The organism is Streptomyces sp. NBC_01275, from assembly GCF_026340655.1.
Taxonomy (GTDB): Bacteria; Actinomycetota; Actinomycetes; order Streptomycetales; family Streptomycetaceae; genus Streptomyces.
This window is the reverse complement of record NZ_JAPEOZ010000001.1, coordinates 7,856,419-7,871,326: the sequence shown is the minus strand read 5'-3', so window position 1 is coordinate 7,871,326 and position 14,908 is coordinate 7,856,419. Positions and strand designations below refer to the sequence as shown.

General features: G+C 66.2%; 11 protein-coding genes and 1 pseudogene. 4 read left to right on the top strand and 8 right to left on the bottom strand.

Annotated features, from left to right (window positions below; all coding sequences use genetic code 11):
• Positions 1–711 precede the first annotated feature (711 nt).
• Positions 712–966, top strand: a complete 255-nt coding sequence (locus OG562_RS34500; RefSeq protein WP_107105032.1) for a helix-turn-helix domain-containing protein — start codon at positions 712–714, stop codon at positions 964–966.
• A gap of 139 nt (positions 967–1,105) precedes the next feature.
• Here the strand turns inward: OG562_RS34500 and OG562_RS34495 are convergent, their stop codons facing one another.
• The 8 genes and pseudogenes from OG562_RS34495 to OG562_RS34460 all read right to left on the bottom strand — a co-directional run bounded on the left by OG562_RS34495 (position 1,106) and on the right by OG562_RS34460 (position 10,225).
• Positions 1,106–1,723, bottom strand: coding sequence for a hypothetical protein (locus OG562_RS34495; protein WP_266405071.1), 618 nt, complete (start codon positions 1,721–1,723; stop codon positions 1,106–1,108).
• A gap of 589 nt (positions 1,724–2,312) precedes the next feature.
• Entirely contained in the window at positions 2,313–3,323 is a 1,011-nt protein-coding gene (locus tag OG562_RS34490) for a hypothetical protein (RefSeq protein WP_266405068.1), read from the bottom strand.
• Between the two features lie 95 nt (positions 3,324–3,418).
• Positions 3,419–3,970, bottom strand: a pseudogene (locus tag OG562_RS34485) (transposase).
• Positions 3,971–3,997: 27 nt separating this feature from the next.
• Positions 3,998–5,452: a hypothetical protein gene (locus tag OG562_RS34480; RefSeq protein ID WP_266405065.1), complete on the bottom strand. Its 1,455-nt coding sequence runs from the start codon at positions 5,450–5,452 to the stop codon at positions 3,998–4,000.
• Complete coding sequence (locus tag OG562_RS34475; protein ID WP_266405062.1) at positions 5,449–6,939, bottom strand: DUF4365 domain-containing protein; 1,491 nt, start codon at positions 6,937–6,939, stop codon at positions 5,449–5,451. The genes OG562_RS34480 and OG562_RS34475 overlap by 4 nt, the downstream gene beginning before the upstream one ends.
• A 241-nt stretch (positions 6,940–7,180) precedes the next feature.
• A complete protein-coding gene (locus OG562_RS34470; protein WP_266405059.1) occupies positions 7,181–7,651 on the bottom strand; it encodes a hypothetical protein in 471 nt (156 codons plus the stop codon).
• A 367-nt stretch (positions 7,652–8,018) separates the two neighbouring features.
• Positions 8,019–8,543, bottom strand: a complete 525-nt coding sequence (locus OG562_RS34465; RefSeq protein WP_266405056.1) for a peptidylprolyl isomerase — start codon at positions 8,541–8,543, stop codon at positions 8,019–8,021.
• A gap of 509 nt (positions 8,544–9,052) precedes the next feature.
• Positions 9,053–10,225: a hypothetical protein gene (locus OG562_RS34460; RefSeq protein WP_266405053.1), complete on the bottom strand. Its 1,173-nt coding sequence runs from the start codon at positions 10,223–10,225 to the stop codon at positions 9,053–9,055.
• Between the two features lie 452 nt (positions 10,226–10,677).
• Between OG562_RS34460 and OG562_RS34455 the strand changes: the two genes are divergently transcribed.
• From OG562_RS34455 to OG562_RS34445, 3 genes are read left to right on the top strand one after another with little or no spacing between them, the layout of a single operon-like run.
• The gene (locus tag OG562_RS34455; protein WP_266405050.1) at positions 10,678–12,945 is read left to right on the top strand and encodes an ATP-dependent endonuclease; all 2,268 of its coding nucleotides are present in this window, start codon (positions 10,678–10,680) and stop codon (positions 12,943–12,945) included.
• Positions 12,938–14,419, top strand: a complete 1,482-nt coding sequence (locus tag OG562_RS34450) for a UvrD-helicase domain-containing protein (RefSeq protein WP_266405048.1) — start codon at positions 12,938–12,940, stop codon at positions 14,417–14,419. Before OG562_RS34455 ends, OG562_RS34450 begins: the two co-directional genes overlap by 8 nt.
• Positions 14,420–14,614 (top strand): hypothetical protein, encoded by a 195-nt coding sequence (locus tag OG562_RS34445; RefSeq protein ID WP_266405045.1) that lies wholly within the window; start codon positions 14,420–14,422, stop codon positions 14,612–14,614.
• The last annotated feature ends 294 nt before the right edge of the window (positions 14,615–14,908 follow it).

Here is a 14,908-nt window from a genome sequence, read left to right as displayed (position 1 = left end):
GATCCACCCGGTCCCTCTCAGGCTGGACCCGAGTAATGCAGTTCCCGAGGCCGAGCAGCGCCTCGCCGGCCACCTCGGCCAGCTCCGCCATCGCGCCGTCCTGCCGTCGGGCCGGCACCCGGCCTCACCGCGCGCCGGTGAGGCCGGGTGTCGGTGCCGTTGCCCCGACGGAGTGGCGGAAGGCCGGGGCAGTTACGGCGCCGAGCTCCACCGGTGTTTCCCGGGAGAGGGCAGCAAGAAACGGGCCCGGGCTGCAGCAGTCGGTCCACACGAGTGGACGCATATGGGCCCAGACAGCTTCGAAGCGAAGCAACATAGCCCAGGATCGCCGGTTAGCCAAACCGGCGCTCCTGCGGATCATTGATGGTCCACCGCCACTACCTGCCCCTACGTCGAAAGGGACCGCCAAGACGGCTGTCAATTCCAAGCGTCGCGCGTCTGTCAGCGCTCTGCGCTGCCGCAGAGCTCCTGCGAACAGGTGCCGTGAGCACTCAAGGTCCCGTAAGGCGCGTAGCAGCATCCCGAGTACACCCGGGCATGGAGTCGACCTTGCACCGGGGGGGCTTGCTCATCGGCATCAGCCGCAGCCCCGCAATGCAGGTGACCTCACTTACGTCACTTGTTGTTTAGTCAATTTCCGGGTCGGCACCGTGATCCGCAAGCACCGTCTTAACAATCGGAGAATCCGAATTGCACGGACAGACCAACGAGGTGCAAGGCACCCGCTACAGCCCAACGCACATCCGCGCCACCTGGGACGGAACGGGGAGCGTGCAAGACGCCTCCAGAGCGTTGGGGTTCTCTCGGGCGAAAGGCTACGACCTGGTGCGTCGCGGGGAGTTCCCGTGCCGCGTGCTACGGATCGGCCGTACAACACGTGTCGTCACCGCATCCTTGCTCCGCGTCCTGGAAAGCGGAGAGCCGGAGTACAACGGTGCCCTCGCCGGACACTGCACGCCGTCGTAGCCCGCCGTGCGCAGACGCCCCGCCGGAGTTTTCCGGCGGGCTTCGTCGTCTCAAAGGCGGCAGCAGTGCGCCCGGCCGGCAGATGAGCCGGCCGGGCGCTTCGCTTCTGCCATTGAACGGCGGGGGCCGCCGCGCCGTCTCACTCAGAGGCGAGACACGCAGCCGGTACCCCGCGTTCAACAAGCAGTGTCCTGAGCGACGAGACCGGATCCGGTGCAGCGGCGATGGCAGTGACCTCCGTATCGCTGATCCGGACGGTCGGGAGCCAGCCGTGCACGGGCGGCAGCAGATCCGCCAGTGCGTCCCGGAAGGCGCGTTGCCGATGGCGCCCGCCCTCGCCAGGGAACAACGGCGGCTTTGACTTGCCGAAGCCGCCGCCGGGTTCACGCCCGGTCAAAGCCTGCGAGCGGGCCAACCATCGAGCGGCGTCGAAGCCGAGCTTCACGCCTGCCGGGTAGTACTCCAGAGTCAGAGCGCGGGCAGCGGTGAAGTGCTGCTTCTCGTCAACCTCCAGGATCTGCTGCTGCCCGTTCTCGTAGGTCAGCAGGACGTCCAGGCTCCGCCGCTCGCGAGAAGGGGCCTGCTCCGGCAGGACCAGCCCAGTGAGCGCTCCGTAGATGGCCGCGACCGTCTCCCACATGCCGACGCACTCGGTCCGCCCTGGCCGCCGCAACCAGGTCGGGCAGCTCTCTGGTTCAAGCTCCGCCTTGACTACGTCGGGCAGTAGGCGGGTTATGCCGTTCTGCAACTCCTTCACACTGACACCCTCTCACCTGATAAACCACCCGAGTATCGGCCCCGTCCCTGACACCGACTCGCTCGCGTTGGCCCTGCCTCCGGCCTTCCAGCACGGCAGTGCAGCGCCGCCCACATACGTCCACCAGCTTCCGCGCGCGTGGTCGATTGCCGATCGCGGGTCCAGCCCAGCCAGCGGGCTGGCGAGTTCTGCACGTCATCGAGCAGGGCAGCATCGTCATCTCCACTATCGAAGGGCAGGCGATTTTCGGGATGTTGTCCGTGCTCGCCGGGCCCCAGCGCGAGCTGATCGTGACGAACACCAACGACGGGCTCGCCTCCGCGAGGGCCCGCGGCCGGTCCGGGAGCCCGGGCCCAAGCTCACTCCCGACCAGGCCAAGCTCGCCCAGCAGCTCTACGACGCCCGGGAGAAGACCGTCCAGCAGATCGCATACCTGTTGGGAGCGCCCTGGTCCTCGGCCTACGGACACCTCGACAGGAGACTGTGCCCCGCCAGCCGAAATCGCAGATCCCGCTCGCTGAGTCCCTGACGGCTACCTTGCGTTTGGGAGCAGAGGGGAGTTCGGGGCCTGTTTTTCTGGTCTCCCCTGTTAGTTGGTGCTGGCGTTGTGCAGGTGTTCACCGAAGAATCCCACGACGATCAGGCCGCTTTGATCCGTGTCATCGAGGTAGTGCAAGCGCGGTGCAGGTGGCGCTCCGTCGCCGATGCGGATGTGTTCCAGCATTGCCGCGTATCCCGACGGGTCGATGTCCTCGGGGACCCGGAGTCTCCTGTCAGCCTTGCCGCGAGGGCTGCTGCTGGCGAACTTCCCCTCGTTCAGAATCACCTTGACTGGTGAGAGCAACGGGGATGGGCGGCTGCCGCAGTACGCCCTCAGGTTGGCGAAGTCAGGGCCCGCCCCGCGGCCGCGCGCCCTGGTCAGATTCTTATCCTCGGCGTACGTCTGGATCATCGCGAGGGCGTCTGCAAGGCGATTCCTCCAGAGCGACGCCTTTTGATGGTGCTCCAGCCGTTCGGCCTCGTCAGGGTCAGCGGTGATCACGAGCAGCGTGCAATAATGCTTCGCTTGTTCGAGGACGCCGCAAAGGGTGGGTGCATCCAACCTCAGCTGGAGGGCCTCCGCGTCTCCCACCACAATGCCGTCCTCCTGCCGGGGTCGCAGGCGTGCGATGGCAGTGTCACGGGCGCGCAGGGCTGTGTCTCGCTCCTCCTCTGCAGCTCTGAGCAGCTCGGCGAGGCTGCCCCGCTCCTTCTCCGCCGCCCTGAGCTGAGCTTCCAACTCAGCGACCTCGGGTTCCTTCGGCAGGTGCTGCACTTCCTGCACCAAGTCAGGGATCATCGATTCGAGTTTCGCTTTGAGGTCATCATGCTGGTCGATCACTTTGGCGTAGGACCTTGCCCTAGTCTCGGCCTCGCGGCGCGCGTCCCTTTCCATTTCAGCAAGGTGCTGGTACTTCGCGGTCTCCTTCCTGTATTCCTCCACGAGTGCCTTGGACAGGTTCTTAACGTTCTCGTCGAGCAACGCCAGCTCAGCATGGGCCTTGATGTTGCAGTGCTGCTCTGCTGCGGGGCCAAACGGGCTCCGCGCTATCGGGTTCATGCATCCCCCTCAACGTCCGTGTGGGGTCGATCGTATGGGCGGAGCGTGACGGCCCTGACCAGTACCGGCGAGTTACTTGCCCCCTGGTGTCTGAGTCACTGAACTCTTCGGAGTGTTGTCGGCTGATGCGTGAGCTTGAGTCCAGTGCCGGCAAGACACCCGCCGCTCAGGTCTGGGCGGAGCTGAATATGACGCAGACCCCAGCGGAGGGTGCGTTCGAGATGGTCGTCGTCGGTGAAGGCGGTGTTGGCCAGCGGACCGCGCCTTAACAGCGACCAGACACCTACACCGGTTTCAGATCTGGTGCGTAGGAGGGTAATTGGGCAATAGCGAACCAGTCGAGTTTGTTCGCGTACTCGCGCATCCCGGCGGACCGACGGGTGTTGAGGTCGTCCCAGATCAGGACGATAGGGGCTTTGAGCTAGATGTGGGGCGCAGGACCAGGTCGCGGTAGTCGGCCCAAGCGAGGCTGTTGCGTACTGCACCCCGGTGCTTGCGGTGCTGGCGCAGCCGGTAGATCAACCGGGAGGAGTCGCCCGGCCGGTAGCAGCACATGGCGGCGATCGACCAGCGCGCCAGGACCGGCCGCGCACCCGCACCACGGGCGTGCGACGCGCCGGAACGGATCGGCGTGCGGGCCCGGCCAGCGGAAAGCGAATCGCCCGGTCGGCTGACTACATGTAGTGGGCGTAGCGGGTGGCGACAGCCTGGTCGGGCGGGCAGAAGCGCAGGACGGATTTGACCTGGTTGGCCGTGCGCAGGGTGACGGGGAGGCGCCCGTCGAGGCGGGTCTGGTTCCAGTTCATCTTGGTCAGGGCGAGGACTTCGGCGGCCAGTTCGCGGGGGTTGCGGGTGGGGGTCACGGGCCTGATGCCGATCGGGCGCGGAATGTACATGCCGGGGTAGGTTCGGTAGAACTCGATGCTGCCGGTGGCGTACAGCGCGAGTTCGCGTTCGCCGAGGGTGACGAGGGTGCCGCGCAGGGGCGGTGCGTCTCCGGGACGGAAGGCTGCGGCTCCTTCGCTGCTGGTGATCCAGCTCATCTCCAGCGTGTCGATGAACCGTTCGTCCGCGGCATCTTGGAAGCCGCCTGCCTCGTCGTCGGTGAAGGCCGAGGTCTTGTGCAGCACGATGCGCGCGGGTGCGGTGTGGTGCTCGCGCCGGTAGGCGTCCAGGGCGTGGACCAGGAGGGCGTGCGCGTCGGCGCGGGCCAGGTGGGGCTGGCGGTCGGTGCGGCTGATCCTCGCCGGCCCTCCGCGCACGATCACGCCGTCCCCGCGTTCGTTGAATACCTGCGCGACGGAGGTGCTCAGAGAGCTCCCGTCGTCGCTGCGGTAGAAGGCGACACCGACGTAGCAGGTCGTGAGGTCAGCGGGACTGCGCAGGAGGCGCCACGGGACTCCACCGGCCTTGTAGTAGAGGGCGACGTGCAGGTTCCAGGCCCGGCTGGCCTCGTCCTGGCGACTGTGACCCTCGGGAGGCCGGGTGGCTTCGTCCCAGGTGCTGCGTCGGATGATCTGGATGGGCTGGCGCAGGTGCAGCAGCCGGGCTTTGAGCAGGTCGTGGAAGTTGGCGAACTGGGCCGGGGGCGGCTCGTCGAGCGCGTCCCGGGCTGGAAGCTCGTCGGCCTCCTTCGGGCCGCGGGCTGATCGGCCGGCGGTGTCGATGAGCTGCTCGGGTCTGGCGACCAGGAGGACGTCGACACGGTTCTCGTCAGCCAGGGTCCTGATCTCTTCCGCGTAAATGCTCACGGCCTTGGTCAGGGCTGCCGGCTGGCCGGCGGTCTCGATGGCGCGCAGGTCGCGGCTGCTGATCGCCCGCGTGTTGCGGTCGCTGAAGACAAGGGTGGTGTGCAGACCGCGGTCGGTGTCGCAGCCGGGGAATTCCGGGAAGAGATGCGGGTACTTCTCGTCCTTGGCCGCGATGGGTTCCCGGCAGCGCTCCAGCCATCGGCGCAGCCCGTCGAGTTGGTCCGCAGGACCGACCAGGCCGACGCGGATCGCCCTGGGCGCGTCGGCCGCGCCGAGATCGGCGGGGCCGTAGTTCGTGATCCCGAACCGTGGATCGATGTGCCGGGCCGCTCCGCCGAATTCCAGTTCTGGTTCGTCAAGGATCACCGAGCTGATCACCGGCCTCGCCTCGCACCGCTCGCCCGTCCCTGACGGGGCGTCCGCAGCCCTGCAGACCTGGCTTTGCTTCCAGGGCTTCTTCGCCGAGGAGCGCCCTCGTCGCTCTCGCCGTCCTTGAGCAGGCTGAGGAGATCCTGGGTGTCCGCATCCGCGACAGCCAGTACAGCGTCCAGACTTTCCTGGCCTCCAGCGGACGTGTCCTGGTCGTCCTCCGGTGCGGCCCCGGACGGCGCCGGCCCCCACAACAGGTCGTCGATACCGCGCTCGACCGTCATGGTGGCCAGCTCGCCGAACTGGACGGGCCGTGCTTCCGTAAACAAGTCGGCTTCCTGGCGCAGGTAGTTGGCCCACATGCGGGTCCAGCCTCGGACCGCCGGATGCCGGTCGAGACGTTTGATCCCCGCCAGGAGCCGGTCGGCGAAAGGGTATTCGGTGTACCCGTCGGTGGTGAAGCAGTAGTCCGGTTCCAGCTGGCAATACCAGACACCGTCCAGGCGCCGGAATCTCGTGCGCAGTGCAGCGTGGTGGTAGTAGCCGACGCGCTGTGGGTCGGACTTCGAGGTGTGCGGACCGAACACGGTCCGGCCGCGTGATCCGGGTCCCTTGCCCGCCTTGCGAGGCCCCAGGTGCGAGGTCGCGCGAAAGTGCATGTGCTTGCGGTCCTTGTGCCACCGCAGTTCCGGATAGGAGCCCTGAACGGTCCGGGAGAGCAGGTCAGCGAAGCGGTGCTGGGTGTCGAGGTCGTCGCTGTCCGCCCACTCTCTGGTCTCGTGCCGCTCGGGATCTCCGTCGCAGAGCACCCGCAAAGGCGAGTCCCGCAGGTCGTGGAACGACAGGACCAGGTTGTCCCGCAGGATCCAACCGGACTCACGCCGGCCCTGCGTCTCCAGTGCGCCACCGGCCGCGCGGTAGTCAGTGAAGGCCGTCGGGGCCAGATGCACGGTCGGCGGCATCTCGATGACGGGCAGCAGGTTCGTGGTCAGCACTTCGGTGATCGACGCGGGCCGCAGGTACAGGCCCGTCGTCCGCGGCATCGCCAAGCGCAGCAGTGCCTGGGCGGCGTCCCGGTCGAAGCGCTGGGTGTGCTTGTCGATGTCCACGCGACGGGCAGCACGGCTGACCGCGTCCGGGAACGCCGCCTTGACCTCCACCCACCACGCCTCATGACTCTCGGGGTGGGAAAAGACCAGGATGACCGGCGAGTTGCCGGACAGCCAGTGATCAAGATCGCGCTGGTCGCAGAGGTAGTGGAAGCCGTCGTCCGTCTCGCCAGAGAAGCGTCGGTCCTGCGCTTTGCTCTGGACCAGCAGGGTCAGGTTCAGCACGGCACGGCTGTCGGGGTCGACCAGATCGATGTGTCCGTCGATGCCGTGATCGACGCGCCGGGGATGGAAGAGGTGGCCCATCTCCAGGCAGCGTCGCTCGATCAGGGCGATGCCCTTCTCACCGATGAACGTCTGGCGCGTCACAGTCTTGCGATCAGCCATCGCCCCACCCTCCTTACTGGACACGGCCCGTCGACAAGTAGCCGACTGAGGTGCTCATTCAGGGTATGCGGCACCACTGACAGTCAGGCCCGACCGCATCCAGCGCTCGCTGACGATCAGCCGTGACAATGCCTGTGCCGACACCATTTTCGAGACCGTCACCAACGACGAAAGCGAATGAGCGGCACCTGTCACGCCCTTGCCACGCTGAAGCGGAGCGAAGAACGTGGCCCGGCTCGCGTTACGGGCTCACGAATACGGCTGCTTGCCCTGTGCTTCCCGGCCCGTCAGCGACTTGCTCAATGAGCCGTCGCCGGTCCTTCGGCCCGGAGGCGTAGGCATCCATGCCTGCGGCGGCCAAGGGATGAAGGGGATCTGTCTCGAGATCGCCGTGCAGGCGCAGCAGTACATGGTCGTCACCGACCAGGCAGTCGGTGTACGGAAGGGTGTGCGACGGCAGGCGGGCGAAATCATCGCAAGCCGCCCGGACGTCCACCCTGCCGAGGCCAAGCCAGACGTGCAGCGTGCCGTGCTGAACCGTCAGCTCGACGTCGATGCGGGTATCGGCCGCCTCGGCGGCTTCGCCGCCCCACTTCAGAGTCTCGTCCAGCGCGCCGAGGTGGATGGGGAGCGGGCGGAAGACCTCCTGACGCATGTCGTCGCGGACCGTGACGCCGGTGGCCGGGGCCTGATCGCGCCACCAGTCCTGCACGACGTCGCGAACGGAGGCGGCTTGCGGCCCGCTGCTCAGCGCTCGCCGTACGGCGTCCGCCGCGTTTGCCGAACCACGCTCGCGCCGCAGCGGGCGCCACCGTGCCAGCCACGTGAACCAGTCCTCTGCGGCGTAGGGCCCGCACCATACTCCGCTCCCAGAAGTCGCTCCACGAAGATCCTAGGAGGGCAAGTGGTCATCGGCTCGAACGGCGGTGGCCTGGCCTAAATGTGAACCGCCTCCCAGCTGACCCGGTCACCTTCTACGACTGCATCGGCGACGTCACCTGGGCGGACGTCGGCAACAGCTCCTTCACATCACCGTGAGACCAGGCACGCTGAACCCGCGGTGACCGCAATGCAGTTCATCAGGGCCGGCAGGACGGCCGGACGCTGAGCAGCTCGGTCCGCAGCACGGGCGTGCCGTCGACAAGCGCCGGGTCCTGCGTAGTTGGCTCGATACCACCAGCAGCGATCTTGTCGAGCGTCTTCAGGCCGGCGTCACCGACCGTGCCAAACACCGTGTAGTCCGGTCGCAGCGCGGAATCGCCGTAGACGACGAAGAACTGCGAACCGTTCGTGTTCGGCCCGGCGTTGGCCATCGCCAGCAAACCGCGCCCGTAAAGGCGACGGACGCCGGTCGGATCGCTCGGTGCCGGCGGCAGGTCCACCGGCAGCTCGTCCTTGTACGCGTACCCCGGCCCACCCTCGCCAGTGCCGGTCGGGTCGCCACACTGCAGGACCTTCAGCGTCGGATACGCCGTCAGCCGATGGCACACCGTACGGTCGTAGAACCGGTGCCGCGACAGGTGCACGAAGCTCTGGACCGTGCACGGCGCCTTCGCCCGGTCCAGACTCAGCGGGAGCGGGCCCTGGCTGGTCCGGACAGCCATACCGACCGTGCCGTGACCGGGGGTGTGCCGCGGGTCGGGCGGGAGGGGAACCCGCCGCGCCGCCGGCTCGTCCGGGGTCTGGGTGTACTGGCAAGGACCGTGCGTGGTTCGCGGCGGGGCCGCGTGAGCGGAGGCGGTGGTGCTGCCCCCGGACACGACCAACGCTGCTGCCGCCAATGCGGTCATGAGAGCTCGGTTCATCCTGCACACCCTCCAAAAGATCGCCAGATTTCGGAGCGGTCGCAGCCTAAAGCTCGGCCCGGCGGGCGAAAACCCGCCCGTAAGCCAAATCCACCTCCCAGCCTTCGGCCCGGGCCGCAGGCCACTTCGTTCGGATGCGGCACAGCGTCGGCTGGCCGATCAGGGCGTCCACCCGGTGCACGACGGATGCTCCCGGAACCCGGTCGAGCGGCCTCCCCGGTCCACGCAGAGGCCCTCAACGAACGCTGCCGTGTGCATGAGGTGATCTCACCGGGGTGCCGCTGTCGAGGCGGACGGTGCCGCTGCCGTCATCTCGGGTCACTCCGGGGGAAGGCGTCGCCGGTCGGCCAGCGTTCCGGCAGACCGAGAGCAGTGTGGACGGAGCGATTCGCGGGCTGGCGCTCGACCTGGATCCCAGCCAGTTGCGCGGTTGCCCAGGTAGGGAAGACGGGGACAGGAAGCGAGGCGGGATCCGGGCTTTGCCAGAGAACGGGAGTGTTCTTCGTCCAGGTCCAGGGGGCTGGGTTGTTCACGACGAGCACGCCGCTGACACGGCTGTGGGCATGGTCGTAGGTGGCAGTCCAGTAGCCATCGGGCTTTCGGCTGAAGGTCGATCCGCTGTCGTAGGCGTACTCGACCGTACTCCCGTACAGCGCTCTCTCAATGTCCTCATCTTCGGGGAAGTCGGCTGCATGGCCTACCGCCACGATGAATGGCAGCTCCAGGTCACCATACTTCCCACCCTTGCGTGTGACGGCGTCGAGCACTCGCTCCGACCCGTCCTCGACCGCCCATGCCGAAGGGTAGACGCCGATTGTCCTGCTGGATGGATTGCCACGTTTGCCTGGGCTGCGGGGGATCGCTTGAAACGTGAGGCACCAGCCAGCCTCTTGCCAAGTGTGACTGGGAAGCGGCACCTTGCGCTCATGGTCGGCGATCACCTGGTCGGGGTCCAAGCTTGCAAGCCATCGCGTCAGCCCGGACTTCAGCCGTCTCTGCGGCGGCGTTGCCGTACCGGCGCTATGGAGTTCGCACGATACGAAGAAGTTCGGACTCGGCAAGCGATCGATGGCATCGCTCAACTGCGGTGGGAGCAAGTAAGACCCAGCGTCGCGCTTCTGAGCCTTCCAGATCGCCTCGACGACGAACTGCTCGTTGCCGCGCGTAACCAGGAAGTCGGGTTTATAGCCACCTGTTCCCGTTTGCCGCTCAACCTCCACGCTGCAACCGGAACCGAGCAACATCTCGTGCAGGTACAACTCCCACAGCGCAGAGTAGACGTTCGTGTCGGAATTTCGGTCCCGCAGCCGGCTGAGCAGGCCGGGTTGAGCCTGGTCAGGGAAGCACGACCACCATTCGTTGATCACATCCCGAACCTGGTCCCAGAACGGACCGGCGACCCTCTCGAAGAACTCGGCCTGTGGCTCGGCCGCCCGCTTCGGCGCCGCATCCGTCCGATTCCGGCTCGCGTATACACCCATGACAGACGATCGTAGGTCGCTCCGCGGGCCATTCTCATTCCATTTCCACTGCGTCCCGACGACCGCAGGGCTCAACCAAGTCAGCCGTTCTCACCCCTTCCGGACCCCTGTTGAAGTGGCCGAACCGAGGAAGTGCCCACAGGCCGGACTCCCAAGCCGAGGCCGACACGCGCGGCGCCATCGGCCCCGCGGGCAGAACCCCCACCGAGACAAGCCGACGGGGGCAACATCTGTCACGACAGCCCCTGTGACGGCATCCCAGTTCAGATCGGCAGCTCTCAGTATCGGGTGATGCAAAAGTTGGCGCATCATCAGTGGCTGATCGACACAAGCGGCACGTAACGCTGGAAACCAAGCGCGCAGCGGGCAATTGGTTCGGAAATCCGCCCTGGGTGGCACAGCGTTCCAGAGGGGAACAGCGCAGCGCACCGCTGAGCGATGATGTTGACAGAGTGACGGAGTCGATCGGGGGGCCTGCCATGTATCTGAGTCGCGTCAAGGTGAGCGGTCTGCGCGCGAGCGCAGAGATGCCAATGAGCTGCGACCTTCCGGGCAGGTTCAGTGTGATGATCGGGCCGAACGGCGCGGGCAAGACCACACTCACAGACGCGCTCTACCTCGCGCACCCAGGGAACCGGTTTCCGGTGCTCCCGAGGCCGACTTCAGCCGCGCTGGCATCCCCTGATGCCGGCGTCGAGCGCAGCATCGACATCACGTACAACCTGGCCGACGACCTCCAAGCCGAGGGGCGCCTCGGCCGCGAGATGCACACCACAGGGCACAGGCGGCCCGGTGGAGAAGCTGAATCCTGGAGTGTCTCCCTGCACCGACAACTGGGGACAGTCACCTCGCGCCTGACAAGCAGCCACGGCCTCGCCCGGAGGATCGACCAGTTCAAGCTCATCTATCTTCCCGCCTGGCGTCATCCACTGGACGAACTGGCGCGCCGCGAGGTGCGCATATTGGTGGAGCTGCTACGCGCACGGCAGCAGGAACTCCATGGCAGCCGCAACCTGGTGGCTCTACGGGCCCGTGCCTCCCGACTATTGGAGGATCTAGCCAAGGACAGCCTGATCGAAGCCGTTGAGGCCCGCATCGGCGAGCAGCTGGGCAGACTGTCGGCTGGCGTGAGCCCACAATGGCCCTACGTGCGCGGCCAGGTCATCGACGACACCTATCTCGCCCGCGTGCTGGAGATCATGCTCGCCGTGATCGAAGGCCGTTCCGCAGCCCGTCCTCTGGAAGTTTCTGGCCTTGGGTACGTCAACCTGCTTCATATTGCAGTGACGTTGGCTGCGATACCTGATTCAACAGAGGTCCCCCTCGCCTCCGCGGACCCACCGGAGAGCAGCGATCACGAATCCCAGTCCGAGGAGGAGCAGGCGCGGCAAGCGTTCGAGAACTTGGCTCAAGCGCATGCTGAGGCGGCCTCCGAGGAAGACTCCTTCTTCTCCACGGCTCCGTTTCACGCAACGGTCATCATCGAGGAGCCTGAAGCCCATCTCCACCCTCAGCTGCAGCACTCGTTGGTCCGTTACCTGCGCAGAACCGTCAAGGCGCGCCCCGAGCTACAGGTGATCCTCACCAGTCACGCGACTGACATCATCACAGCGTGCGACCCCACGGAGCTCGTCGTCGTGCGTCGCACCGACCATGGAAGTGTGAGCCGCTGCGTCAAGGACGTGGTCCCGTCCCAGCATCGCGATGCCACGCTCCGCATGGCCAGACTGCACCTCGACGCGAGTCGTTCATCGGCTCTCTTCGCCGAACGCCTGCTCCTAGTTGAAGGAGTTACCGAGGGCGCGGTGGTGCGCGAGTTCGGCCGGGCCTGGGCAGGCGACGACGAAGCGAAGCAAGCCTTCATTGATGCCCTGAGCATCGTCCCGATGGGCACCAAAGTCGGCCAGTGGGCCGCCCATCTCCTGGCGACACCGGGCAAGGAGCTGTGCACGAAGCTGGCCATCCTCCGTGACAGCGACAGCGACTTTCCCTTCGACAGCGGTCGCGACATGCCCAAGTGGGCTGCAGAGCACGATAGGTCCGTAGTCCAGGTTTTCATCAGTCATCCCACCCTCGAGCCGGCGATCACTCCGGGCAACGAGGACCTTGTCGCGGAAGCCCAACAAGCGGTCGACCCAAACCATCCATTGGCTGAAGTCACCGTCGACAGCGTCCGGTCCTACTTCGCCAGCCGAAGAGCAGGAAAGAACGGCGAGGAAGCAGTCAAGGAAGGCCGGGGTGCACGGCGTAAGGCCGAGTTCGCCCTCGCTCTCGCCGCGGTGCTCCGGGAAGCCAACGACACCGACGGCGAGGCGGCCGACGGCCTTTCCCTCGTGACGGTCCCCGAGCACCTCGAGGACCTCTTCGACTTCCTGTATCCGGCCGCTGCCCCAGACACCACCGGCGATCTGCCATCCGAAGATGCCGCCATGGAGCCGCCCGGGTGGCTCGCTCCCGACAACATCTGGGACAAGTTGCCAGACGACATCGAATGGGATGGCGATCTCGACGACCCGGCGTACTGGCCAGAAGACGAGCCCATCGACGCAGAGCACGAGTTCGAGGCCGCGGCAGGCGAAGCGCAGGAAACCCAGAACTGGGACGATCTTCTGCGCTCACGTCCAATCCGGCAGAACCAGACGACAGGTCGCCAGCCAGGAGGCTGGCCCACACACGTGCGGATACCCGGGCCCTGGCCACACGGACAGCACAATGCCTAGATCCAGCACAGGGCTTCACGCACTGACACGACAGCAGCTCACCGCAAGTGGCAGCCCGCACAGCCGCGTCTACGTCGAAGCGGCACCCGGCTCCGGAAAGACCACCGTGTCGGCCCTGCGATTCGGCCTGCACCGCTTTGCCGCCCCCACCGACGCACGCGCGGTCGTAGCGGTCAGCTTCACCAGGTCAGCCACCGAGGAACTACGAACGCGCGTCGCCCGGCAGTGGGGGTCGGCATCACTGCGCTGGCCGCACCGCATCGTGACCCTGGACACCCTTCTGCGCGACCTACTCTTCCACCTGCTCAATGAAGGCGTTCTGCACTGGCCAGGAGGACACACGGAAATTGACGTGTTGGACTCATGGCGGACAGCCCTCCCGACAAAACCCAGCCGCATAAAGCCCGTTCTACGGGTCGACGGCGGCCACGTCGTCATAAAAACCGTCAACGAGCCCCAGACCTCGAGCCACCCATCAGCCATGCACTTCAAGGAAGCGGTCTCCGCTGGCGCATGTACCCATGACAACGTACGGGAGGTTCTTCAAGAGGCCCTCACAGCTGGTCCCGCACGCCGAGCACTGATCTCGTACTTCGAGACCTCGGTGCGCTCGTTGACGGTTGATGAGGTGTTCGACGCCAACGATCTGGACCGGGACATCTTCTCACTCGCTGCGTCAGCGTCCAGCTCTCTCACCTTGGTCGGCGATCCGTGGCAGGCCCTCTACCAGTTCAGAGGCGCCCGTCCCGCTGCTATGGCGGCATACATAAGGGAGAACGGCTTCTCCACGCACTACCTGGACGACTCCTTTCGGTGGGGAACCGACAGACAGGCATGGCTTACGCGGCGCCTGCGACGACGCGTGCCCGTCACGCTGCCGGCCGGTTCTGCCCGCGATGCCGACATGGTCCTCGCACTCAAGTGGAAGGCACTATGGGAGTGCGATCCGCGCGTCCTGCCCCTCGCCATCAAGCCCGGTGTCGGTCAGGTTCAAGAGGCGATCTGCACCCTGCTCCTCAATGAGATCGCACAGAATGCGCTGGGCACACAGGCAGTATTTCTGCACGATGCTCTGGTCACGCTCGGGCTGGACAAGGAGGCGCTAGCGACAACGATCCGCCCCTGCCTGCAGGCCGCGGTGGCTGACCTCAAGGACGGTCACCAACCGGCCTTGGTGTGGCAGAGACTGACTGTCAGTCTCGCGGACCTCATTCCGAGGATCGCTACGACACAGCTCGCGCGCAAGCCGCTCCGCGCACTGGAGCGTCTACAACTTCGGCTCACAGACGACCAGTTGAGACCTGGCCTTACCTGTCACCAGTCCAAAGGGCGAGAGTGGAACACGGTAGCCGTCAAGCTGAGCCCGGCAGACGCCTCGGCCCTGGCGCACGGCCTCGACCCTGCACGGGAGGACCATCGTGCCCTGTACGTGGCGCTCACGCGTGCCCGCCTCAACACCTATGCCATGAGCTGAATGTGGCAGGTCGTGTGCACCAAGGCCGGCCGTCGCGGGCGTGCCCCCACGGGGAAGAAGGAGTTGCTCCTCGACGACCAAGCGGCCACGAAGTTGCGCCAAGGCGCCTCCGGCCAGTCCCACCACGTCCTCTACGCGCGGGGATCCTACCGGGCACTCGGCGACATCGGACATGACAACACGGCCCCGCGCTGACAGTCAGGGCACAGCAGCTCCTCGGGGCGAGCGTGCACGAAGGCCGTGCAAGCGTCAGGGAACTAGGCAACCAACGACGGCGGCATCTGCCCGCCCTCCCCCAGGAAGTAAGCCCTCGAGTCGCCTGGCGGATCGTGCGCGCCACTCGCGGCAAACGGGTTCGGGCCGCGCCGGTCGCGCAGTCGTACGAACGCTTGTCAGTAGCCGCCGCTAGCCTCGTCGTACGCGTTGGATCGCGCGGGGAGCAGGAGGGCCAAGGGTTGTGGGGATGTCATGGCGGGACCTCATCCTGAG